The 22,613-nt window shown below is 68.6% G+C and carries 23 protein-coding genes; 12 read left to right on the forward strand and 11 right to left on the reverse strand.

Going from position 1 to position 22,613, the window contains the following annotated elements; translation table 11 throughout:
* The first annotated feature begins 13 nt into the window (after nt 1-13).
* From L3V85_RS20315 to L3V85_RS20335, 5 genes are read left to right on the forward strand one after another with little or no spacing between them, the layout of a single operon-like run.
* On the forward strand, nt 14-751 hold the full coding sequence (locus L3V85_RS20315) for a MerR family transcriptional regulator (RefSeq protein WP_237674526.1): 738 nt from the start codon (nt 14-16) through the stop codon (nt 749-751).
* Between the two features lie 3 nt (nt 752-754).
* Entirely contained in the window at nt 755-2,188 is a 1,434-nt protein-coding gene (locus tag L3V85_RS20320) for a TolC family protein (protein ID WP_237674527.1), read from the forward strand.
* Complete coding sequence (locus L3V85_RS20325; protein WP_414080141.1) at nt 2,188-3,174, forward strand: HlyD family secretion protein; 987 nt, start codon at nt 2,188-2,190, stop codon at nt 3,172-3,174. Before L3V85_RS20320 ends, L3V85_RS20325 begins: the two co-directional genes overlap by 1 nt.
* Nucleotides 3,175-3,181: 7 nt before the next feature.
* A complete protein-coding gene (locus L3V85_RS20330) occupies nt 3,182-4,366 on the forward strand; it encodes an ABC transporter permease (RefSeq protein ID WP_237674529.1) in 1,185 nt (394 codons plus the stop codon).
* Nucleotides 4,366-5,520: an ABC transporter permease gene (locus L3V85_RS20335; protein ID WP_237674530.1), complete on the forward strand. Its 1,155-nt coding sequence runs from the start codon at nt 4,366-4,368 to the stop codon at nt 5,518-5,520. The genes L3V85_RS20330 and L3V85_RS20335 overlap by 1 nt, the downstream gene beginning before the upstream one ends.
* On the opposite strand, the gene L3V85_RS20340 is transcribed toward L3V85_RS20335, so the two are convergent.
* The gene (locus tag L3V85_RS20340) at nt 5,517-6,146 is read right to left on the reverse strand and encodes a TetR/AcrR family transcriptional regulator (RefSeq protein WP_237674531.1); all 630 of its coding nucleotides are present in this window, start codon (nt 6,144-6,146) and stop codon (nt 5,517-5,519) included. The genes L3V85_RS20335 and L3V85_RS20340 overlap by 4 nt on opposite strands.
* 129 nt (nt 6,147-6,275) lie before the next feature.
* Here L3V85_RS20340 and L3V85_RS20345 point away from each other — a divergent pair, with 129 nt between their 5' ends.
* A complete protein-coding gene (locus tag L3V85_RS20345; RefSeq protein WP_237674532.1) occupies nt 6,276-7,118 on the forward strand; it encodes a metal-dependent hydrolase in 843 nt (280 codons plus the stop codon).
* A 4-nt stretch (nt 7,119-7,122) separates the two neighbouring features.
* Here the strand turns inward: L3V85_RS20345 and L3V85_RS20350 are convergent, their stop codons facing one another.
* The 8 genes from L3V85_RS20350 to L3V85_RS20385 form a co-directional block, all read right to left on the reverse strand.
* Nucleotides 7,123-7,710, reverse strand: coding sequence for a hypothetical protein (locus tag L3V85_RS20350; protein ID WP_237674533.1), 588 nt, complete (start codon nt 7,708-7,710; stop codon nt 7,123-7,125).
* A 235-nt stretch (nt 7,711-7,945) separates the two neighbouring features.
* A complete protein-coding gene (locus L3V85_RS20355) occupies nt 7,946-8,176 on the reverse strand; it encodes a hypothetical protein (protein WP_081266289.1) in 231 nt (76 codons plus the stop codon).
* Complete coding sequence (locus L3V85_RS20360; protein ID WP_237674534.1) at nt 8,163-8,534, reverse strand: hypothetical protein; 372 nt, start codon at nt 8,532-8,534, stop codon at nt 8,163-8,165. The genes L3V85_RS20355 and L3V85_RS20360 overlap by 14 nt, the downstream gene beginning before the upstream one ends.
* Before the next feature lie 17 nt (nt 8,535-8,551).
* Entirely contained in the window at nt 8,552-9,469 is a 918-nt protein-coding gene (locus tag L3V85_RS20365) for a DUF6999 family protein (RefSeq protein WP_237674535.1), read from the reverse strand.
* The gene (locus L3V85_RS20370; protein ID WP_237674536.1) at nt 9,447-11,372 is read right to left on the reverse strand and encodes an iron-containing redox enzyme family protein; all 1,926 of its coding nucleotides are present in this window, start codon (nt 11,370-11,372) and stop codon (nt 9,447-9,449) included. Before L3V85_RS20370 ends, L3V85_RS20365 begins: the two co-directional genes overlap by 23 nt.
* Before the next feature lie 3 nt (nt 11,373-11,375).
* On the reverse strand, nt 11,376-12,284 hold the full coding sequence (locus L3V85_RS20375; RefSeq protein WP_237674537.1) for a fatty acid desaturase: 909 nt from the start codon (nt 12,282-12,284) through the stop codon (nt 11,376-11,378).
* Nucleotides 12,285-12,297: 13 nt separating this feature from the next.
* Nucleotides 12,298-13,071 carry a sterol desaturase family protein gene (locus L3V85_RS20380; protein WP_237674538.1) on the reverse strand — a complete coding sequence of 258 codons (774 nt, stop codon included), beginning with the start codon at nt 13,069-13,071 and terminating at the stop codon, nt 12,298-12,300.
* 9 nt (nt 13,072-13,080) lie between these two features.
* Nucleotides 13,081-14,655, reverse strand: a complete 1,575-nt coding sequence (locus L3V85_RS20385) for a phospholipase D family protein (protein WP_237674539.1) — start codon at nt 14,653-14,655, stop codon at nt 13,081-13,083.
* Between the two features lie 120 nt (nt 14,656-14,775).
* Between L3V85_RS20385 and L3V85_RS20390 the strand changes: the two genes are divergently transcribed.
* Both L3V85_RS20390 and L3V85_RS20395 read left to right on the forward strand, forming a co-directional pair.
* The gene (locus L3V85_RS20390; protein WP_237674540.1) at nt 14,776-15,333 is read left to right on the forward strand and encodes a peroxiredoxin; all 558 of its coding nucleotides are present in this window, start codon (nt 14,776-14,778) and stop codon (nt 15,331-15,333) included.
* Between the two features lie 56 nt (nt 15,334-15,389).
* Entirely contained in the window at nt 15,390-16,823 is a 1,434-nt protein-coding gene (locus L3V85_RS20395; RefSeq protein WP_237674541.1) for an aldehyde dehydrogenase family protein, read from the forward strand.
* Between the two features lie 115 nt (nt 16,824-16,938).
* On the opposite strand, the gene L3V85_RS20400 is transcribed toward L3V85_RS20395, so the two are convergent.
* Nucleotides 16,939-17,859 (reverse strand): ZIP family metal transporter, encoded by a 921-nt coding sequence (locus tag L3V85_RS20400; RefSeq protein WP_237674542.1) that lies wholly within the window; start codon nt 17,857-17,859, stop codon nt 16,939-16,941.
* Nucleotides 17,860-17,868: 9 nt separating this feature from the next.
* The gene (locus L3V85_RS20405; RefSeq protein ID WP_237674543.1) at nt 17,869-18,504 is read right to left on the reverse strand and encodes a superoxide dismutase; all 636 of its coding nucleotides are present in this window, start codon (nt 18,502-18,504) and stop codon (nt 17,869-17,871) included.
* Between the two features lie 195 nt (nt 18,505-18,699).
* On the opposite strand from L3V85_RS20405, the gene L3V85_RS20410 reads away from it, so the two are divergent.
* The 4 genes from L3V85_RS20410 (at nt 18,700) to glp (ending at nt 22,610) form a co-directional block, all read left to right on the forward strand.
* A complete protein-coding gene (locus tag L3V85_RS20410) occupies nt 18,700-19,401 on the forward strand; it encodes a hypothetical protein (protein ID WP_237674544.1) in 702 nt (233 codons plus the stop codon).
* A gap of 89 nt (nt 19,402-19,490) precedes the next feature.
* Complete coding sequence (gene moaA / locus L3V85_RS20415; protein ID WP_237680612.1) at nt 19,491-20,639, forward strand: GTP 3',8-cyclase MoaA; 1,149 nt, start codon at nt 19,491-19,493, stop codon at nt 20,637-20,639.
* Nucleotides 20,636-21,295: a molybdenum cofactor guanylyltransferase MobA gene (mobA, locus tag L3V85_RS20420; RefSeq protein WP_237674545.1), complete on the forward strand. Its 660-nt coding sequence runs from the start codon at nt 20,636-20,638 to the stop codon at nt 21,293-21,295. Before moaA ends, mobA begins: the two co-directional genes overlap by 4 nt.
* A 4-nt stretch (nt 21,296-21,299) precedes the next feature.
* Nucleotides 21,300-22,610: a gephyrin-like molybdotransferase Glp gene (gene glp / locus L3V85_RS20425; RefSeq protein WP_237674546.1), complete on the forward strand. Its 1,311-nt coding sequence runs from the start codon at nt 21,300-21,302 to the stop codon at nt 22,608-22,610.
* The last annotated feature ends 3 nt before the right edge of the window (nt 22,611-22,613 follow it).

Below are 22,613 nucleotides of genomic sequence, written 5' to 3' on the forward strand. Positions count from 1 at the left end.
TACAATCTGTCAGATGAACACGCCCGCCGTGCCCGCTGCCGACGCCACGCCTGCCGCCGACGATCTCTCCATCGAGGCACTGGCCACGCGCACCGGCGTCACGGTGCGCAACATCCGCGCCTACACCACCGCCGGGCTGCTGCCACCGCCCCGGTTGCGCGGCCGCCTCGGGCTCTATGGCGACGACCACGCACAGCGCCTCGCCCTGATCCGGGAACTGCGCGAGCAAGGCTTCGGCATCGAGGCGATCCGACGCATCTTCGGCCGCGCGCCGGCTTCGGTGTGGGGCGACCTCGTCTCGGTCGCCCGCTCGATGTCGGGCAGCCTGTTCGCCTCTGAAACGCCCGTGGTCGTGTCCGCCAAGGCCCTCTCCGCCAAGTGGAAAGGCCAGATGACACCCGCCCTGCTCGCCCGCGCCACCAAGGCCGGCCTGATGCGCGAGCTGCCCGACGGACAGGTGCAGATGCTTAGCCCCGCCCTCGGACAGGTGGCCGAGCAGCTCGCCGCACTCGGCTTGCCGCTCGAGCAGGTGATCGGCATGCAGGAAACCATGGCGCGCACGCTGCGCACCGTGGCGCGGCACTGGCTGCGCACCCTGGCCGACAGCCTGCTGTCGGGCGACGCCATCGACGCCGAACGCATGGCGCAATTGCTGGAGCAGGCCCGTCCGCTCGCCACCGGCGCGGTGCAAGCCGCGTTCCCCGTGATCCTGCAGCAGGAGCTCGACACCCTGCTGCACAAGACCGCCTGACCGATGACAAGCACCCGCCCCCTTCACTCATCCTTGTTGCTGCTGCCGGCGCTGCTCATGCTGTGCGGCTCGGCTTTTGCGCAAGCACAGGCGCGCAGCGACGGCACCCTGGCGCTGAGCTTCGACGCCGCCCGCGCCCGCATGGTCGACCGTTCCGACAAGCTGGCCGCCGCCCGCGCGGCCGTCGATGCCAAGGAGCTGCAGAGCCAGGGCCTCAAGGGGCTGGGCGGGCCGACGGTCGCCGTCTCTGGGCTGGCCTATGCCTACAACGCCAACCTCAACCTCGACCTCGATCCGCTCAACCAGAAGCTCGGGCAGATCGGCTCGGCGCTGCCGTCGTCGATCCAGAGCCTTGTCTCGCGCGTGCCGATTCCTCAATTGCCCAACAGCTACACGCTCAACCGGCACGACAGCGGCGCCAACGCTTCGATCTCCGCCGTGTGGCCCATCTATCTCGGCGGCGCGACCGACGCTGTGCGCGGCTTCGTGTCGGCGCAGACGCGCGAGGCCGAAGCGGATGCCGAACAGGCCGGCCACGAGGTCGACACCCTGCTGGTGCAGCGCTACTTCGGCGCCCAGCTCGCGCAGCGCGCCGCCACCCTGCGCGCACAGGCCGAGCGCACCATCGCGCAGCACGATTCGGCCGCGCAGAAGATGCTGTCGGCCGGCGTGATCTCGCGCGTGGAGCGGCTGCAGGCCAGCGCCGCGTATGAAGAAGCCCGGCGCAACGCCCGCAAGGCGGAAGACGACGCGGCCCTGGCCGGCGTGGCGCTCGCCCGCACGCTGCGCGCCGACGGCACCGTGGCCCCGCAGACGCCCCTGTTCCTCATCAGCACGCCGATCGAGCCGCTCGGCTACTTCATCGACTCTGCGCTCACCCGGCATCCGGGCCTGGGCAAGGTCGCGGCCAAGAAGTCGCAGGCCGAGCAGTTGCACGAAGGCGAGGAAGCGCTGCGCCGCCCGCAGGTCATCGCCTTCGGCACGCGCGAGATCAAAAGCGGCAACGCCGACTGGGTGGCGGGGCTGGGCGTGCGCTGGACGCTGTACGACTCGGTCGACCGCGACGCGCTGTCCGCCTCGTCGCTCAAGCAGGTCGAACAGGCCGAGCGCACCGACGCGCAGGCGCGCAGCGACATCTCGCTGCTGGTCGAGCGCAACTGGCGCGCGCTGGAAAACGCGCGGCGCCAGTACCTGGAAATGAAGGCCTCGGTCGAGCTGGCGCAAGAGGTCGTCAAGCTGCGCACTTCCGGCCTGCGCGAGGGCACGAGCACCACGCTCGACCTGATCGACGCCGAGACCAACCAGGCCAAGGTGCTGACCGAACGCGCGCAAGCCGCCAACGACTACGTGCAGGCGCTCGCGCAACTGCTCGAAAGCGCCGGCCTTTCCGAGAAGTTTTCCGACTACATCGCGCGTGCCGACGTGAAGGTGAATTGATGATGAGTGCCAAGACCCGAAAACTGATCGCGATTTTGGTCGCGCTGCTCGTGCTCGCGCTGCTGGTCTGGGGCTTCTGGCGCGCGTCGCAGCCCGCGCCCGAGGTGTTCCAGGGCCAGATGGAAGCACGCGAGACGGACGTTGCCGGCAAGGTGACGGCGCGCGTCGCCGAAGTCGCGGTGAAGGAAGGCGACCGCATCCAGGCCGGCGCCGTGCTGGTGCGCATGGACAGCCCCGAAGTGCGCGCCAAGCTCGCCCAGGCCACCGCCGCCGAACAGGCCGCGCAGGCCGTGGCCGAGAAGGCGCAGAACGGCGCCCGCCCGCAGGAAGTCGAAATGGCCCGCATGCAGTGGCAGCGCGCCGAAACCGCAGCGCAACTGGCGCAGACCTCGTTCCGCCGCGTCGACGGTCTGGCGCGCGAAGGCCTGGTGGCCGACCAGAAGCGCGACGAGGCCGAAGCCAACTGGAAGGCATCGCGCGACGCCGCCATCGCGGCCAAGGCGCAGTACGACATGGCGCGCACCGGCGCCCGCCCCGAAGACAAGGCCGCTGCCAGCGCACAGGCCCGTCAGGTGGCCGGCGTGGTGGCCGAGGCGAAAGCCGCCAAGGCCGAGACCGAACTGCGCAGCCCCGTCGGCGGCGAAGTGGCGAAGGTGCTGGCCAAGGTGGGCGAGCTGTCGCCGCAGGGCGTGGCCGTGGTCACGGTGGTCGACCTGAACGACCAGTGGGTGGTGCTCAACGTGCGCGAAGACCGGCTGTCCCGTTTTGCGCTCGGCAACGAGTTCGACGCCCGACTGCCCGCGCTGCCCGAAGGCAAGCGCACCGCCCGCTTCAAGGTCTACTACAGCGCCGTGCTGCCCGACTTCGCGACCTGGCGCGCCACCCGCGGCGGCGCGGGCTTCGACGTGCGCACCTTCGAGGTCCGCGCGCGCCCGCTCAAGCCCATCGACGGCGCGCGGCCCGGCATGAGCGTGCTGGTCGACTGAGCTCGCGATGAGCCTGCGCGGCTTTTCCGCTGCCAGCGCACGGCGCGAGTTCGCGCTGCTGCGCACGCGCCCCTGGGACCTGGCCATGATCTCCTGGGTGCCGCTGCTCGCGGTGTTCCTGATCTGGTGGATCTTTTCCGCCGGCCTGCCCGAGCGCCTGCCCATCGGCGTGCTCGACCAGGACCACTCCTCGCTCTCGCGCCAGTTGGTGCGCTTTCTTGATGCCACGCCGGGCCTGCGCGTGGTGCAGCAGTACAGCGACGAAGGCGAGATGGCGCGCGCGCTGACCAGCGGCGCCGTCGACGCGGCGGTGCAGCTGCCGCGCGACCTGAGCCGCGACGTCAAGCAGGGGCGCGTCGGCCAGGTCGTGCTGCTGCACAACGCGCAGTTGGGCACGCATTCGAGCCTGATCCAGCGCGACGTGCGCACCGCCGTGGCCACGGTGTCGGGCGGGGTCGAGCTCGCCGTGCGCAACAAGCGCGGCGAATCGATGACGGCCGCGCGCGTAAGCATGGAGCCGATCAAGGCGAGCATGGTCGCGCTGTTCAACACCTCGACCGACTACGAGCAGTTCCTTGGCGCGGCACTGATTCCCGCGCTGCTGCACATCCTCGCGATGACGGCCGGCGCCTGGGCCGTGGGCCGCGAGCTGCGCGACCGCAGCATCGGCGCCTGGCTCGGCGCGGCGCCGCGCTGGCACGAGGCGCTGGCCGCGCTGGCGGGCAAGCTGGCGCTGCCCTTCCTGAGCCTTTCCGCGGTGGCGATCGCGGCCATGGTGTGGATCACGGCGGGACGCGGGTGGCACCCCGTCGGTTCGCTCGGCTGGACGCTGTTCGCGCTCGTGGTGTTCCTGGCGCTGTCGATCGCGCTCGGCGCGTTCGCGTCCAGCCTCACGCGCTCGCTGCGCACCGCGCTGTCGGCCACCGGCTTCATCACCGCGCCCGCCTTCGCTTTCGGCGGCGTGGGCTTTCCGCTGGTCGCGATGCCGTTCTTCGCGCGCATGTGGGCCAACCTGCTGCCGTACACGCACTACATCCGCGTGCAGATGGAGCAATTGCAGATGGGCGCGCCAGTGCTCTATTCGGTGGCAACGCCGCTGTGGATGGTGCTGGGCACCGCCGTGCTGCTCGCCGCCTCGGCCGCCGCGCTGGTGCGCGCGGCCCGCGCGCCCGACACCTGGGGAGGCCGCTGATGCCGACGGACGACCGCACCCGCTTCGGCGCCGCCTGGCGCGACACCGCCCTGGCCGTTTTGCGCGACAAGGGCGTGCTGCTGATCATGCTGATCGCGCCCATCATCTACGGCTTCTTCTACCCGTGGCCCTACGGCACGCAGGCCGTCACGCGCGTGCCGGTGGCGGTGGTCGACCAGGACCACAGCGCGCTGTCGCGCCAGATCGCGCGCTTCGCGATGGCCAATCCGCGGCTGGACGTGCGCATGGTCACGTCCGACGTGCACGAGGCGCAGCAGGCGCTCTGGCGCGGCGAGATCGAGGGCTACGCGCTGCTGCCCGCGGACCTCAAGCGCAGCGTGCTGCGCGGCACGTCGGCGGTCGTCACCATCGAAGGCAACGGCGCGTATGCGCTGCTGAACAAGGCGGTTCTGTACGGCTTTTCGGAGGCGGTCGGCACCGTATCGGCGGGGGTCGAGATCCGCAAGCTGCAGGCCGGAGGCCAGAGCGCGGTCCAGGCGGCACGCAGCCGCAGCCCGCTCAACACGCAGCTGGTGGCGCTGTTCAACCCGACCGAAGGCTACGGCAGCTACGTGGTGCCGGCGGTGGCGCTGCTGATCCTGCAGCAGACGCTGCTGATGGGCGCGGCCATGCTGGCGGGCACCTGGGCCGAGGCCGGACGGCTGCGGGCGACCATGGGTGCGTGGCTGGGCCGGCTGGGGGCGCTATCGGGCTTCGGCTTCCTGAGCGGGCTGTTCTATTTCGGCTGGGTGTTCTTCCTGCAGGACTATCCGCGCGGTGGCAACCCGCTGGGGGCGATGGTGCTGCTCGCGTTCTACGTGCCGGCCATCTGCACGCTCGGCCTGCTGCTGGGCTGCTGGTTCCGCGACCGCGAGCGGGCCTTGCAGGTGCTGTTGTTCACCGCCCTGCCGATGGCGTTTCTCTCGGGCTTCTCATGGCCGGTGGAGGCCCTGCCGGGGCCCTTGCAGGCACTGCGCTGGGTGTTTCCGAGCACAGCGGGCATCCAGGGCTCGCTGCGCCTCAACCAGATGGGCGCGCCGCTGCACGACGTGCTGCCTTACATCGGCGTGATGCTGGCGTTGACGCTGGCGGGGCTGCTGACGCTGTGGCTGGCCGCCACACCGCGCGGCAATACCGAGCCCAGGCGCGCCTAGCGCAGGCTCTCGGCCGCCACAGCACGCACCAGCCGCGTCGCGGGCACCACCAGTTCGCGCAGATCGCCCGCGCGGTCCTGCTCGATGGCCTGCAGCACCAGTTCGTTGATGCCGCCGACCACCGTCATCGCCATTTCGCTCGTCAGGTGCGCAGCGGGCTCTTCGGCGCAGCCGGCGCTGTTGATCGCGACCTGGATGAAGTTGGCGATCTCGTCGTTCACGCGGCGCCGCACCACCAGCCCCGGCATGCCCAGCCCGAGGATTTCCACGAAGAGCGTGCGCAGCAGAACCGGATCTTGCGCGAGGTAATCGAAATACGCCGTCATGGCCTGCTCGACCTGCGCATGCCAGGGCTGCACCGGGTCGAAGGCTTCACTCACCGCCTGCAGCGCAAGCCGGCTCGCGGTTTCGTAGAGCGCGATCAGGCACTCGGTCTTGGTGCTGAAATGCTCGTAGAAGGTACGGCGCGACACGGCGGCCTCGCGCACGATGTCCGCGATGGTCGTCTCGGCGTAGCCCTTGGCCGCCACCGCCTGCGCCATGCCCTGGAGCAGCCGGTTGTAATGCTCGCTCCCGGGGCCCTCGGGAGACTTCGGCGTGACTGCCTTTTCGATGGTTTCGCTCATGGATGGCACATTTTCCTACGTCTCGGTACTTGACAGTACCAACAAGCGATTGCACCATGGAGGCATGCGGTACGAAGATGTACCAACCCTCCTCCCACGCATTCCGTGTATTTTTCGAGGCTTGATTTCATGACTGAACTCGTTGTCCGACGCCTTCTGATCGACCTGCAACCGCCGTTCGCACGCGACTGGTGCGGCGGCGATGCATTCTCGACCGCTTTCTTCAACGCCCTGTCGATGAGTTTCCCCTTCGGCGAGCAATTCTTCATCGACGCCGTGCGCGACGCCGTGGCCACCCTGCCCCCCGAGGTGCAGGAACAGTACCGCGCCGACGTGCGCGGCTTCATCGGCCAGGAAGCGACGCACCGCCGCATTCACTCGCTGTTCAACAGCCATCTCGAAAAGCAAGGCCTTGTCGACGGCTGGACAGCGCGCGCCAGCAAGCGCCTGACCCTGATGGAAGACGCCGATCCGCGCCATGCGCTGGCGGTCACGGCGGCCACCGAGCACTTCACCGCCATGTTCGCAGAATGGCTGCTGGCCCATCCCGAGATCCTCGACGGCGCCGAGCCCCGCTTGCGCACCATGTGGCTCTGGCACAGCGCGGAAGAGCTGGAGCACAAGAGCGTCGCCTTCGACATCTACAAGGCCGCTGGCGGCTCCGACGAGTGGCGCAAGCGCTGGTTCCGACGCGTGACGATGATGTTCCTGGGCGACCTGATGCGCCAGACCATCGACAACCTGCGCCACGAAAAGCAGCTGTGGAAGTGGTCGACATGGAAAAGCGCGGCGCGCGTGCTGCTGAGCCGCGACGGCCTGCTGCGCGGCAACCTCGCCGGCTGGCGCAGCTACCTGCGCGCGGATTTCCATCCGATGCAGCAGGACAGCACCTTGTCCGAACGCTGGCTGGAGAACAACCGGGCGCAGTACACGCCCGTGGGCGCGGCGCCGGAAGCAGCCGCGGCCCGCTGAAAGCTCAGAAGAAGGTGGCGCGCTGCGTCGTGTTGCCGGCGGGCTGCTGGTGCTCGGGGCGCAGCGTCAACTCGTGCAGGGTGTCGAAGTCCGACGGGGCGTCGGGCACACGCATCACCACTTCGAGTTCGTGCAGCGACGTGACCCAGCGGCCGGCCGGCGACTCGGCCGGTTCGTCGTTGGCGAACACGCCGTCGCGGATGTAGAGCGTTTCGCCTTCGGTGCGCTCGGCATGCAGCTCGATCAGGCGTGCAATAGAAAAGTTGTACGTCACGAGCTTCTCGCGCGTCTTGCGGTCCTTGCCACCGCAGTTGAACGAGCCTTCGGCCGCGATCACGATGCAGGAGCCGTCCACGCCCCCGTCCGCGTCGATCTCGTTGCCCGAGCGCCAGATGGCATTCGGCAGGCGCACGCGCACCTTGTCGATGACAAGATCCCGCTGTTTGTTGAGGCTGCCTAGGGGCGGCACCAGGGAACGCAGCTGGCGCAGCCGCTCCGCGAAGTTGTCGTCCATGAGGAATTCGACGTGGTGCGTGGCGCTGCCCGATGAACGCCTGACCACCTGCATGACAACGTGACGCGGCTTAGCCATGGCTGAACCCCTTTGCGAGCGTTGAAATCCACGCCCTGCGAAGGGCGTCAACGGCTTGGCTGCAATTCATTGAGTCGACTGAAATTAGAACTTTTGAATAAATGCAATTACGTGCATTATTTGTTTCCAACTGTATATCCAAATCGAGTCTCTGGGGAAGTCAATCCGCGACTGGCACGCAAGGAAATGTCGCCAAAACGTCTCGCCGCCGTGCTAGCGGCAACGAGCGGGCGACTTATTCCAGTGCTTCGTCTAGCGCCTTGCACGAAGGCGCGCAAACCGTTTGCGACTTGCCCAGCACCTGGCGGGTGCGCAATTGCGAGCGCACGCGGTGCTTGCCGCACATGAAGCAGGACATGGTCGCCCCGCTGAACGACGCCGAGGCGCGGAAAGGCGAACCCGGCGTCTTCGATTTGTAGCGCAGGCCGTCCGCCACCACTGCCGTCTTTACTTCACCCTTCGCCATGCGTCATGTCCTTGTTGTTCGGTTGGGCACCGCGCATGGCGCGGGCAATGGCTTCACGGGCACTGACTTCGGCCGAAAGAGAAGCATCGAGCGCCGACCGGCAGAGACCGGCGTGCTGATAGTTGATATTTTCGTACACCTCGGCCGCGGCCGGATAAGCGTCGAGCAGGCGGCCGAGTTCGGCGCCCTGTTCGACATCCTCGAACTCGTGGACGAGGTGCTCGACCACCGAGCGGTACTGCTCGGCGCCGACGGGCACGGGGCTGTGCTCGAGCTTTTCCAGCAGTTGAGCCAGCACGTGGGTCACTGCCAGATCGGTCTTTGGAGACGGATTGCGGGTCGTGTTCATGGTTTGCATCTGGGGGCAGCATACGCCTATGCAAGTGGCTGCTCGTACAGGGATGTCTCCTCTTCTCCGGCCTTCTGGGCCGCCTGCATGCGCTGGAGCAGGCTGTGCAGCATTTCGGTCGAAAGCCCGTGGATCACCAGCCGGTGCCCTGCCCGCAGGGTCGACAGGGGCACCAGCGGGTGCTTGTTGTTGACCAGGATCAGGTGCTCGGGCGCCGCGAGGATGGTCGCGGTGTAGATGCCGATGGTTTCGTCCAGTTGCAAGGAGTTGGCCGCGCGCCAGAAGTCGTTGTCCGTCAGCATCAGCTGGTACAGCGGCGTGAAAAGCTCGATGGCGCTCTGCAGGTCGAGGAAGTTGAGCCTGCCCTGGGGCATGTCCTCCAGCCGCAACCCGGGCTCCTTGATCATCGAGAAATCGACCTTTTCGGCCTTGCACAGCGTCAGGCCCTTGTCGCGCAGGGCCGTGTTCAGCCGGATCACGAAGTTGAAGAGGTTCAGGTCGTGCTTGAGGAACATCTCGTCCTTCAGCGCGTCGATGTCGGCCGGCTCCAGCGGGTTGGTGCCCACGGGCGCCGGCGAATTGCGCCCGATGAAGGCCAGCACCTGCGAGCCCAGGTGAAAGTGCCGCAGGATCAGCCAGTTGGCCTCGGGCGACACAAACCGCTTCAGCCCCCAGGCCAGGAAGCGGTGCAGCAGCATCGAGTGCGACCAGTTGCGCGGCACGAACACCTTCACGATCTGGATCAGCACGATTGTCAGCCGCGCCAGCGGCCGCAGGAACGGCAGCAGGTACTGCCGCGAGCCCGAACTCGAATCGGCCAGCCAGGCCTCCTTCACGTTGTCGGGCAGCGGCGTGCTCTGGTCGAGGTAGAGCGCCAGCCAGGGGCTGGGGTCGCGCTCGTCGTGCGCCTGGGTCAGGAAATCAGGCGTTCTGCTGCTGGGCATCGGTCATTCGCTCCGTGATGTGCTGGAACTGCATGAGGTACAGCGCGGCCGTGTGGCGCGCGGTGTCGGTGATCTGGCGGGCGGCACGGGCCTGCCCTTCGACGGCCATGACCATCTCGACGGCCGTGAGCCAGCGGCTCAGGTGGTGCTCGTCGTTGTGGCCGTGGTATTCGAGAAATCGGAAAGCGTCGGGCGGCAGCTTCAGGCTGGCCTTGAGCAGCGGCAGCAGCGCCGGCACGATGCGCTGGCCCGTGCCCTCGATGATGTAGATCGCTCCCAGCAGGCCGATCGGGTCGCGCGTGGCGGCCAGGCCGTGCAGGTAGGCGTTGAGCGCCTCGCCGCCGGGGTTGCGGCGCAGCTCGTCGATCGATTCGACCGTGCCGCCGGCCTTGCGGTAGTCGCTGAACAGGATGTTGAAGTCGTTCTGCTCCTCGCCCGCGTGCACGCCGATCAGCGAGGCCAGCATCTGGTACGGCTCGCTCAGCGAGGCCGCGCCTTCGCGCATCCACAGGCTGCCCTCGCGCACCTGTGGCACCCACTGCTCCATCCAGTTCAGGTAGTCGGGCACGGCGAAGCGACGCTCGCGGATCTGGCGCACCAGCGGTGTGCGCCACACGCGCGAGCGGTAGTCGTGCCAGATGGCGGCCAGCTCGGTCAGCAGCGCGCCGAGGCCTTCGGGCGCGGCCGCCGGGTCGTGCGGCGGAGCGATGACCAGGTCGTCGTCGGGCGCCGCCACCGCCGCGCGCGGCGCGACCACCGCAGGCGCGGCGTCCACCGCTTCCACCTCGAGCAGCATGTACGCCGCCATGAAGCGCCCCGACTCGGGCACGTAGCAGAAGATCTGCTCGCCGGGCTTCAGCGCCTTGGTGTGCAGGAACTCGGCCAGCATCACGAGGATCGAGGCCGCGCCTGTATTGCCGCGCCACGCGAGGTTGCTCCACCAGCGCTCGCGCGGAATCGACAGGTCGGCCTTGGCCATCAGGTCTTCCACCACCGGGATGAATTTCTCCGATGAGTAGTGGCACAGGAAGTGGTCGACCCGCTTCGGATCGACCCAGCCGTCGCGCACCAGCCCCGCGTATTCGTGGATGCCGATGTCGAACAGGTGCGGCAGCAGGCGGATGTCCTGCCGCAGCGAGAGCGCACCCGCGGCTTCTGCCTCGGCCCACGAGCCGAAGTCGAGGTGGCCGCGGGAACGGTCTTCGGTCAGGCCAAGCTGCATGCAGACCGGGTAGTCGCCCGAGAAGGCGCGCTGGTGCACCCACTTCCGCCGCAGCCGCAGCCCCGGCGAACCCGCCAGCGCGGGCGAGCCGTCGGACAGGAGCAGCGCGCCCGCGCCGTCGGACAGCATCCAGCGCAGGAAGTGCGAGTCGAAGTCGGTCTCGTAGCCACGCGCCGCGAAGCGCGAGCGCTTGAAGAGGCGCGACGGCATCTCGCTGGCCACCGCCAGCGCCGAGCGGTGCGCGCCCAGTTCGATGCCCTGCGCCGCCGCCTGGATCGCCGACACGCCCGCCGCGCAGATGCCGTGCACCGAATGCGTTTCCATCGGCTGCGCCGCGAGTTCGCCCTGGATCATGTTGGCGAAGCCCGGCATCAGCGTGTCGCCGCCCGAGGAACCGCTGGCCAGCATCGACACCCGCGACAGCTCCGCCCCGCCTCGCCGCATGCAGTCGCGGATGGCGCCGGCCGCCAGTTGCGCATTCGTGTGCTGCGTCACGCCTTCCGCATCGATCGCGTAGTGCCGCGTGAGGATGCCGTTCTCGGCCAGGATGCGCCGCTTGATGCGCTCCGACATGCGGTTGAGCGGCGCGATGTACGCGTCCATGCGCTCGTTGGGAATGGGCTCGCCAGGCATGAAGTAGCCGGCGCTTTCGAGGTACACGCGTTGGAATGAAACAGGCATGGTTCAGTGGGTTGAGGAATCGGGAGGCATCAGCGAGCGGCTGCGAAAACGCGGCCACACGGCCCCCAGCACGAACACGCGCACCATGTACGGAACCAGCCCGCCCTCGTTGAGCACCGGATCGACCTGCGCGCGGTAACGCGCGCTGTGCAGATGCGTGAGCTCGGACCAATGGGCATGCGGGTTCTCGTGGTGTGCGGTGTGCAGGCCGATGTTGAACAGCAAAGGGTTCACCAGCCCCTCGAAATTGCGGGCGTAGTTCAGCCGGCTACCCGGGGTATCGCCCGGCGCTCCCGTGCGCGCCGGCTTTCGCCCGTCGGCGTGCGCATGCTGCAGGTAGTTGGTCGCCAGCAGCCAGTGCAGGCCATGCAGCTGCGGCACGATCACGAAGAGCAGCGCCTTGCGCCAGTCGATGGCCAGCAGCAGCGCCCAGCTTCCCAGCCACAGCGCGTACTGCGCCATGCAGTAGCGCCACGCTCCGCGCTGGTGTCGCCGCAGCCGCGCGAGCCAGCCGAAGAACACCGGCATCAGCACCCACACCGCCTGGAACGGATGCAACAGGTAGCCCCAAAGGTGATTGGTGTCGCCGCCGAAGCGATAGGTGCGCGCCACGTCCTTCGGCCCGTGCCTGTGGCGATGGTGGTTGGCCACGTGCGCGGGCCAGAACACGAAGGTCGGGTGCCCCTGCAGCAGCGTGATCCAGAAGTCGGTCAGCCGGTTCAGGCGACGTCCGCGCCACATGCGCAGATGCACATGGTTGTGGTGGATCACGCCGATGCCGAGCGTGAGGAACAGCATCAGTGCGTACATCGCGACGTTGAAGCCGTGCACCCACTGCCAGGCCGCCAGCGCGGGCAGCGCCGCGAGGTAGACAAGGCTCTGCCAGTCCCGCCAGTGGCGCAACCTCGGCATGCGGCGTCGCGCGTCAGGCCGCGGCGGTGCCATGCTTCTTGCGAAAGGCCTGGAAAAGCGGCTCGGCCGCATCGGCGGCAATGCGCGTGCGGAACAGCCGGTCCATGAAGGTGAACTGGAAACCGTAGTTGCCGTTGTGCACGGCATGGTGCAAGTGGTGCCGCCGGCTCGCCGCGAACCAGTGGCTGTAGGACACGCCCGTGAAGAAATCGTAGTTCGAGTGCCCCACGCAGTTGAAGAACAGGCTGAACACGGGCACCGCCGCGAGCGACCAGAAGCTGAAGTCGTGCACCACCATCGGCAGCAGGATCACGTTGCCCAGCATCAGCGCCTCGATCGGGTGAAAGCTGTAGGTGGCCCAGGGCGTGGTCACGAAGGAGCGGTGATGCGGCCCGTGAAAGCGCCGCAGCCAGCGCGTGTGCAGGAGGCGATGGTTGACCCAGAAATGCACGTCGTTCCAGATCGCCAGCACGAGGATTTCGAGCGTGATCCGCAGCCACCCCGCGTCGCCGTCGAGCCGCGCCCAGCCCAGCTGCAGCAAGCCCCACGGGAACACCATGCCCAGCCCGAAGATCAGCACCGACACGCCCGACTGCCCCAGCTCGCGCCGCAATTGCCCCGGCTGCAGCGGCCGCGGATCGAGCACCCGCCCGATGCCCAGCGCGGGCAGCAGGCGCTTCGTCAGCAGCCACGTCAGGCCGCCGAAGCCGAGATAGATCCCGCCAAAGAAAAGCAGGCCCCACAGCATGACCTGCGGGGCCGACAACGAAGTAAAAATCTGCGCCATCCCCCGAGGCTACAACAGCATCTCGGGGACCACGGGCGCGATGAGCATGTTGTAGAAGCGCTGGAAGAAGCTCGACTCCGGCTCGGAGGTCAGGATCATTTCCTTCTCGCCGTCGTTCGTCAGCCACTGCAGCGTGCCAGTGCCCTTGGCCAGCCGCAGCCGGTAGGAGTTCTGCAGCTTGCTGATGTTGATGACCCGCAGCATCTCGCGCGCGAGCTGCGGGCTCTCGACCACCAGCCCCATCTCGGTGTTCTGGCTGGCCGAGCGCGGGTCGAGGTTCATCGAGCCGATGAAGATGCGCGTCTTGTCGATGGCCGCGGTCTTGGCATGCAGCCGCCCCAGCGACTTGCCGAACATGCCGAAGCGCTCGCCCGCGCTGGTGCGCTGCGGGCTCAGCTCGTACAGGTCGGCGCCGCTTTGCAGCAGCCTTTCGCGGTAGCGCGCATAGCCCGTGTGCACCAGCGGCTCGTCGTTGGCCGCCAGCGAGTTGGTGACCAGCGTGAGCTTGACCTTGCGCTGCGTGAGCTCCTGGAAGGCCGCCATGCCGCGCTCGCCCGGCACGAGGTAGGGCGAGGTCAGGTCGACCTCGGTCTTGGCGTCGAGCATCAGCGCCCAGACCTGCATGGTCACGCTGGTGGCGATAGCTTCGTCGGCGGTCATGGTCGCGGGCTTGGTGGGCGGATCGGCGATGGCGCGGGCCTCGCCCCACAGCAGGCCCATGCGGCCGCCGTCCAGTTCTTCGGCGATGGGGCCGTAGCCCAGGATGTCCGAGGGCGGCAGCACGATCTTCGGCGGCGGCGCGGCCATGTTCACCCAGTCGTCGAAGTCGGCGGTGCCGGGCTTGCGGCCGCCCTCGCCCGCCACGATGTCGGCAATCGGCCAGACCTGCACGCTGTTCCAGTAGGCGTCGAAGATCGACTCGAGCTGCGGCACCACCTTGCCGACCACCAGCGCGTCCATGTCGATGAAGTTCTGCGCCTCGCTCAGCACGAAATATTCCTCGGCGATGTTGCGCCCGCCCACCACGGCCATCACGCCGTCGGCGATGAAGAGCTTGTTGTGCATGCGGTGGTTGAGCCGCCCGATCTCGAAGGGCGACGCCGCGAAGCGCGACAGGAAGCCGTTGCGCCCGCAGCAGAAGGGGTTGAAGAGCCGCACCTCGACGTTCGGCGTCTCCGACAGCGCGAGCAGCAGCTGCTGGCTCTTCACGGTGTAGAGGTCGTCCACCAGCACCCGCACCTTCACGCCGCGCGCTGCTGCCTCGCGCAGGGTGCGCAGCAGCAGGCGGCCGACGGCGTCGTTCTCCAGCTGGTAGTACTGCACCACCAGCGAGCGCTGGGCGCGCTGCGCGAGCTGGATACGGGCATCGAGCGAGTACACGCCCAGCGGCATCAGCCGGAAGCCCGAATGCTCCCCGGGCGGCGTGGAGGCGGCCACGATCGCGGCGAGCGGGGTGGTGAGGTCGGCGGCCGCGGCGTTCTCGGCGGGCCGCTCGCGCGCCACCGGCAGCGAGCCGCAGGCGCCGAGCGCCGCGATCAGCAGGCTAGCGAGCGCGATGCGCAAAGGTAGAAGCCAGGCATTCATGAAAAGTGCTTCCGTTGGTCCATCTATGTCCGTGCTTTCTGTACGTCGGCCGGTGGGTGCCGGTTTCAGGCGCCGCCCCCGAAGCCTAGAATTCCGGCCACACAGCTGCGGAGTTGCATCATGGCCCGAACGAACCTCTCACGCATCGCCTTGACGGCTGTTTTTGCGGTGCTTTCGCACCCCGCCTGGGCGGCCCTCGACATCGGCGACCCGGTGCCCCGCTTCACGGCCGACGCCGCGCTGGGCGGCAAGACCTTCCGCTACTCGCTGGCCGACGCGCTCGCCAAGGGCCCGGTGGTGGTGTATTTCTTTCCGGCGGCCGACTCGAACGACTGCTCCATCGAGGCTCACGCCTTCGCCGAAGCCATCGACAAGTTCACCGCGCTGGGCGCCACGGTCATCGGCGTCTCGGCGGACGACATCGGCACGCTGTCGAAGTTCTCGGTCAAGTCGTGCCAGAACCGGTTTCCGGTGGCGTCCGACGAATCCAAGGCCGTGATCCAGGGTTTCGACGCCCTCATGCAGACCCGGCCCGACTTCGCCAACCGGCTTTCCTACGTGATCGCGCCGGACGGCAAGGTCGCCTACTACTACCAGAACCTGAACCCGGACAAGCACGTGGAGCGCATGCTGAACGCCGTGCGCGCCCTGCCCCGGACCAGCGCCGCCGCCAAGTAGGGCTTGCCGCCCCGGGGCACCCACGTTTTTGCGCGCTTCGCGCAAAATCCTGCCCCATGCAGCTCAACTACATCGCCAACGCGGACGTTCCGTCCTCCTCCGGCCGCACCCTGCCGGTCATCGACCCCTCCGACGGCCAGGCCTTCGACGAAATCCAGCGCAGCAACGCCGCCGACATCGATTCGGCCGTGCGCGCCGCCCGCGACTGCTTCGAGGGCGTGTGGCACAAGGTCAGCGCCGCCGACCGCGGCCGCCTGCTCTTCAAGCTCTCGCAGAAGATCGCCGAGCACGTCGACGAACTCGCGCTCATCGAGCAGCGCGACTGCGGCAAGCCCGTCAAGCAGGCCCGCGCCGACGCGGTGGCGCTGGTGCGCTACTTCGAGTTCTACGCCGGCGCCTGCGACAAGCTGCACGGCGAAACCATTCCCTACCAGGACGGCTACAGCGTCTTCACCTGGCGCGAGCCGCACGGCGTGACCGGCCACATCATTCCCTGGAACTACCCGATGCAGATCTTCGGGCGCAGCGTGGGCGGCGCCCTGGCGGCGGGCAACGTGTGCGTGGTCAAGCCGGCGGAAGACGCCTGCCTCTCGCTGATCCGCGTGGCGCAACTGGCGGCCGAGGTCGGGTTCCCGGCCGGCGCGCTGAACATCGTGACCGGCTACGGCCACGAGGTGGGCGACGCGCTGGCGCGGCATGAAGGCATCGACCACATCAGCTTCACCGGCAGCCCGAAGATCGGCACGCTGATCCAGCAGGTGGCGGCCGAGCGGCACTGCCCGGTCACGCTGGAGCTGGGCGGCAAGAGCCCGCAGATCGTGTTCGCCGATGCCGACCTGGACGCGGTCATTCCGGTGGTCATCAACGCCATCGTGCAGAACGCCGGCCAGACCTGCTCGGCCGGCTCGCGCGTGCTGATCCAGCGAGACATCTACGAGCCCCTGCTCGAGCGCCTGGGCCACGCCTTCGAGGCGCTGCGGGTCGGCCCCGCGGCCATGGACCTCGACGTCGGCCCGCTGATCCGCCAGACGCAGCAGCAGCGCGTGTGGGACTTCCTGAGTGATGCACAACATGCCGGCATTCCGATGGTGGCGCAGGGCATCGTGGTCGAGGAAGCGCCCGAGACCGGCTTCTACCAGGCGCCCACCCTCCTTCGCGACGTGCCGGTGAACCATCGCCTCGCCCAGGAAGAAGTCTTCGGCCCGGTGCTGGCCGCGATGCAGTTCGCCGATGAAGACGAGGCCGTGGCGCTCGCCAACGCCACGCAATTCGGCCTGGTGGCCGGCGTGTGGACGGCCGACGGCGCACGCCAGTTCCGCATGGCCAAGCGCGTGAAGAGCGGCCAGGTGTTCATCAACAACTACGGCGCCGGCGGCGGCGTCGAGCTGCCCTTCGGCGGCGTGAAGTCTTCCGGCTACGGCCGCGAGAAAGGCTTCGAGGCTCTCTACGGCTTCACCACGCTGAAGACCGTCGCCGTCAAGCACGGCTAGTACCTTGGCGCTCCCCCAGGCTGCGCGCACTTCGTGTCGCTTCGCCACCCCCCTCGCCGGGGGCGACACCTGCGGCCCGGCAAAGCCGGTTCCGCGGTGTCCTGCGAAGGGGGCCCTACCCCAACGCGGTATCTAACAGCATCATCAGCACAAAGCCGATCATCAGCCCGCTGGTGGCAAAGGCCTCGTGCCCCTTGCGGTGGGATTCGGGAATGATCTCGTGGCTGATCACGAACAGCATCGCCCCCGCCGCGAAGCCCAGCCCCCAGGGCAGCAGCATCGCAGAGTGGCCGACCACCGCCGCGCCCAGCACGGCGCCCAGCGGCTCCACCAGCCCCGACGCCATGCCGATCAGCACCGCAAAAATGCGGCTGTAGCCCGCGGCCAGCAGCGCCACGGCCACCACCAGCCCCTCGGGCACGTCCTGGATCGCGATGCCGGTGGCCAGCGCGTCCGCCCGCAAGCCGTTGTTGGCCGCGTAGCCGACGCCGATCGCCAGCCCCTCGGGTACGTTGTGCAGCGCGATCGCGAACACGAAGAGCCATGTGCGCCGCAGCTGCCGCGCCGTCTGGCCCTCGCGGCCCTTGATGAAGTGCTCGTGCGGCAGCACGCGGTCCATCAGCATCAGGGCGGCGCCGCCCAGCAGGATGGCCGAACCGATCACGCCGCCCGCCGCCCAGCTGCCGCCGCCGAACACACCCACGTTCCTGGCCGCTTCCAGCCCGGGAATGATCAGCGAGAAGGCGCTGGCCGCCAGCATGACGCCGGCGCCGAAGCCGAACAGCGTGTCCTGCAGCCGGTCGGGCAGCTTCTGCGAGAACAGCATCGGCAGCGTGCCGAGCGCCGTGGCCAGCGCCGCGACCGAACCGCCGAGCAAGGCGTTCCACACGATCGGGTCGCCGCGCACGAACGTCCAGAACTGCAAGAGCCCCACCAGCGCGCCGGCGGCGACGATGGCAAGGCCGATCCACTCGCGCATCGGGCGGCCGGGCCTGGCCCGCGTGCCCGCCACCGTCACCTGCCGGGGGTCGTTCATGGCCGTGCCTCAGCCGCCGGTCGCGGCGGCGTGGCGCCGGGCCACCTCGGCCCAGTTCACCACGTTGTAGAAGGCCGCGATGTATTCGGGGCGGCGGTTCTGGTACTTGAGGTAATACGCGTGCTCCCACACGTCCAGCCCCAGGATCGGCGTGTTGCCGGAGCCGATGCCGCGCATCAGCGGGCTGTCCTGGTTGCCGCTGCTTTCCACAGCCAGCTTGCCGCTGGGGCCCACCGTCAGCCAGGCCCAGCCGCTGCCGAAGCGTGTGAGCGCGGCCTTGGTGAAGGCCTCCTTGAAAGCGTCGAACCCGCCCAGGTCGGTGTCGATGGCCTTGGCCAGCGCGCCGGTGGGCGCACCGCCGCCGCCCTGTCCCACGGGTGCCATCACGGTCCAGAAGAGGCCGTGGTTGGCGTGGCCGCCGCCGTTGTTGCGCACCGGGGCGCGCAGCGATTCGGGCAGCTGCTCGACGCCGGCAATGAGTTCCTCGACCGGCGTTCCCTCGTGCGGCGTGTCTTTCAACGCCGCATTGAGGTTGTTCACATAGGTCTGGTGGTGCTTGCCGTGGTGGATTTCCATCGTCTGCGCGTCGATGTGGGGTTCGAGCGCATCGAAGGCATAGGGCAAGGCTGGGAGGGTGTAGGGCACGGTCGAAAAGCTCCTTGGTTGGAAGAGCCCTTTGCGTTGTCGACGTGCTGCGTACTCAGGCACCTGGATGATAGGAATTCTCATTGGCTGCGTCAAGACATCCCGGCCGCGATGGCGAAAACCGGCCACTGCCGGAAAACTTTCGGCAACGATCGATACACTGGCCCGCGGCACGTTTCCCGGGAGATTCCAACGATGAAGATCAAACACTTCCTGCCGTTCGCACTGCCTCTTGCCCTGCTCCTCGGCACCGGCATGGCATCTGCCCAGGCCAGCACCCCGCCGGCCGGCGAATACATCTACCAAGGCGGCAGCGGCGCCCTGCGCGTCAAGGCCGACGGCCGCTTCGACATCACGACCATCGGCGCCAACGCCCACACCTGCGCGCTCGACGGCAGCATCGTGCGCGGCAAGGCGAAGATCGCCGACTCCGGCTGCATAGTGAGCTTCGCGGTCAACGCCGACAAGGTGGAGGTCGCCACCAACGGTGCCGAGCAATGCCGCGACAACTGCGGCATGCGCGCCACCTTCGAGGGCACCTACACCCGCCCCGCCCCGGCCTGCACCGACAAGGCCGTGGCCAACTCCCGCAAGAGCTTCAAGCGCCAGTACGACGCCAGGGACTATTCGATCGCCCTGGCCACGCTGTCGCCCTTGCTCTCGGAGTGCGACAAGACGCTCGACTGGATCACCAAGGGCTGGATGCGCAACGACATCGCGCTGACGCAGTTCAAGCTCAATGACCGCGCGGCCTGCCTCAAGACGCTGCAGCCGCTGTCCGAGGATGCCGCCCGCACCGACGACGGCATCAGGGAAAACTACCCGCCCGCCGACGCCGACATCTTCCTGCCCGTGGTGCGCGCCACCCGCACCAACCTGAAGCTCTGCAGGGGATAACCCCCGGGCGCGCCGCGGCGGGCGCAAGTAGCCTGCTGCGAATGGGCCCATGGGCGATGGCGCAAAATCGGGCCCTCCCCATGACCCTCATGAAGCACAGCAGCAGCACTGTCATCCCGATCTCCGCGGTCGGCCGCGCACGACCCGCCGTGGCCGTGCCGGAAGTTGCCGTGCCCGCCACCGGCCAGTTGCTCGACCGCCTGGGCCGGCCCATGACCGACCTGCGCATCAGCGTGACCGACCGCTGCAACTTCCGCTGCAGCTACTGCATGCCGAAGGACGTGTTCGACAAGGACTACCAGTACCTGCCGCACGGCTCGCTCCTGAGCTTCGAGGAAATGACCCGGCTGGCCCGCCTGTTCGCGACCCACGGCGTGCGCAAGATCCGCCTGACCGGCGGCGAGCCCCTGCTGCGCAAGAACATCGAGGGGCTGATCAGCCAGCTCGCCGAAATCCGCACGCCCGCCGGCGAGCTGCTGGCGCTGACGCTCACCACCAACGGCTCGCTGCTGCGGCGCAAGGCCTCCGCGCTCAGGGCTGCCGGCCTGCAGCGCGTGACCGTGAGCCTGGACAGCCTGGACGACGCCGTGTTCCGCCACATGAACGACGTCGACTTCCCGGTGGCCGACGTGCTCGCCGGCATCGACGCCGCGCTGGCCGCCGGCCTGGGGCCCATCAAGGTCAACATGGTGGTCAAGCGCGGCACCAACGAGCAGGAGATATTGCCGATGGCGCGCTACTTCCGCGAGCAGCACGGCGGCAAGGTGGTGCTGCGCTTCATCGAATACATGGACGTGGGCGCCACCAACGGCTGGCGCATGGACGAGGTGCTGCCCTCGGCCGAGGTCATCGCGCGCATCCATGCCGAATTCCCGCTGGTGCCGCTGCAGGCCAGCACGCCCGGCGAAACCGCCCAGCGCTGGGCCTATGCCGACGGAAGCGGCGAGATCGGCGTCATCAGCAGCGTCACCCAGGCCTTCTGCCACGACTGCAGCCGCGCGCGCCTTTCCACCGAGGGCAAGCTCTACCTCTGCCTGTTCGCCAGCGCAGGCCACGACCTGCGCCCCCTGCTGCGCGGCACCGCCAGCGACGAAGACATCGCTTCCGCCATCGGCCACATCTGGCAGGGCCGCGCCGACCGCTATTCCGAACTGCGCGCCCTGCGCACCACCGACGCCGAAGGCGATGCCGCCGGCCAGACGCCCCGCCGCGTCGAGATGAGCTACATCGGCGGATGACGCAGGCGCCCGCCATGCCCGCGCACGCCATCGCGCCAGCCGACATCACCGGGCTGCTGCTGGCCGGCGGCCGCGGCTCGCGCATGGGCGGCGTCGACAAGGGGCTGCAGCCTTTCAACGGCGAGCCGCTGGCGCTGCACGCCATACGCCGGCTGCGCCCGCAGGTCGGCGCGCTGATGCTCAATGCCAATCGCAACCTGAAGGACTACGAGGCCTTCGGCGCGCGGGTGCATGCCGACATCCTGGCCGACTACCCCGGCCCGCTCGCCGGATTCCTCACGGGACTCGTGCACTGCCGCACGCCGTGGCTCCTGACCGTGCCCTGCGACACCCCGCTGTTTCCGCCAGACCTTGCCGCACGGCTGGCCGAAGCGGCCGCGACCGGCGACGCCGAGATCGCGATGGCCGTCGCGCCCGAAGCCTCGGAAACCGAAGGCGCCGCCCCCGTGCTGCGCCCCCAGCCGGTCTTCTGCCTGCTGCGCGCCGACCTGCTGGACAGCCTGCGCCGCTACACCGAAGCCGGCGGCCGCAAGGTCCAGGCATGGGCCGCGCAGCACCGCACGGTGCGCGTACCCTTCGACCGACCGGGCGACGCGCCCGACGCCTTTTTCAACGCCAACACCCTTGCCGAACTGCACGCACTCGAAAACCGATGAGCCCATGAGTCGCATCGCAGACATCGCCTCCACCCTTTCGGGCTACGACGCCGCCGACCTGAGCGTCGGAGCCGTCCACGCCTTTCTCTCGCAGTTGACGGCCCCGGCCGTCGTCACTCAGCGCGAAAGCGTCTCGCTGTTCGACGCCCTCGGCCGCGTGCTGGCCGAAGACATCGTCTCGCCCATCAGCGTGCCGCCGCACGACAACTCCGCCATGGACGGCTACGCCTTCGACGGCGCTTTGCTGCCCGCCGACGCGCCCAGCGACGCCTCCGTCACGCTGCGCGTGGCCGGCACCGTGCTGGCCGGAGCGGCCTGGCGCGGCGCGCTGGCGGCCGGCGACGCGGTGCGCATCATGACCGGCGCGATGATGCCGGCGGGCCTGGACACCGTCATACCGCAGGAGTTCTGCAAGATCGATGGCGACCAGGTGAGCTTCCCCGCGCGCGTGCTGCGCCGAGGCGCCAACCGCCGCCTTGCCGGCGAAGACCTGATGCAGGGCCGGCCCGCGCTGCGCAAGGGCGAGCGCCTGTCGCCCGCCGCGCTGGGCATGGTCGCCAGCCTCGGCCTGTCGGGCGTGCCTGCGCTGCGGCGGCTGCGCGTGGCGTACTTCTCGACCGGCGACGAGATCCTGAGCCTGGGCGACACGCCGCGCGAAGGCGCCGTGTACGACAGCAACCGCTACACCCTGTTCGGCCTGCTCACCAGGCTGGGCTGCGACATCGTCGACCTGGGCCTGGTACGTGACGACCCGGCCACGCTCGCCGCCGCATTGCAGCGCGCCGCGCGCGAGGCCGACGCCATCGTCAGCAGCGGCGGCGTGAGCACGGGCGTGGCCGACCACACGCGCGACGTGATGCAGCAGCTCGGCGACATGGCCTTCTGGCGCGTCGCGATGCGCCCCGGCCGCCCCTTGGCAGTCGGACTGATCGCGCGCGAAAGCTCGCCGCAGCCGGCCGTGCTGTTCGGCCTGCCGGGCAATCCGGTGGCGGTGATGGTCACCTTCCTGGCCTTCGTGCGGCCGGCCCTGCTGCGCATGATGGGTTGCCACGAAGCGGCTTCCGCACCGCCGCCACTGTTGCGCGCGCGCACCACGTCGCCCCTTCGCAAGAAGCCGGGCCGCACCGAATACCAACGGGGTTTCGTCAGCACGGTGCCGGGTGCGTTGCCCGAAGTCAGCGTGGCCGGCAACCAGGGCTCCGGCGTGCTGAGTTCGATGGTCGAGGCCAACGGGCTCGTGGTGCTGCATCACGACCAGGGCAGCGTCGCGGCGGGCGACGAGGTCGACGTGATGATGTTCGACGGCGTGATCTAGCCG

The sequence above is a fragment of the Variovorax paradoxus genome (assembly GCF_022009635.1).
Classification (GTDB): Bacteria; Pseudomonadota; Gammaproteobacteria; order Burkholderiales; family Burkholderiaceae_C; genus Variovorax.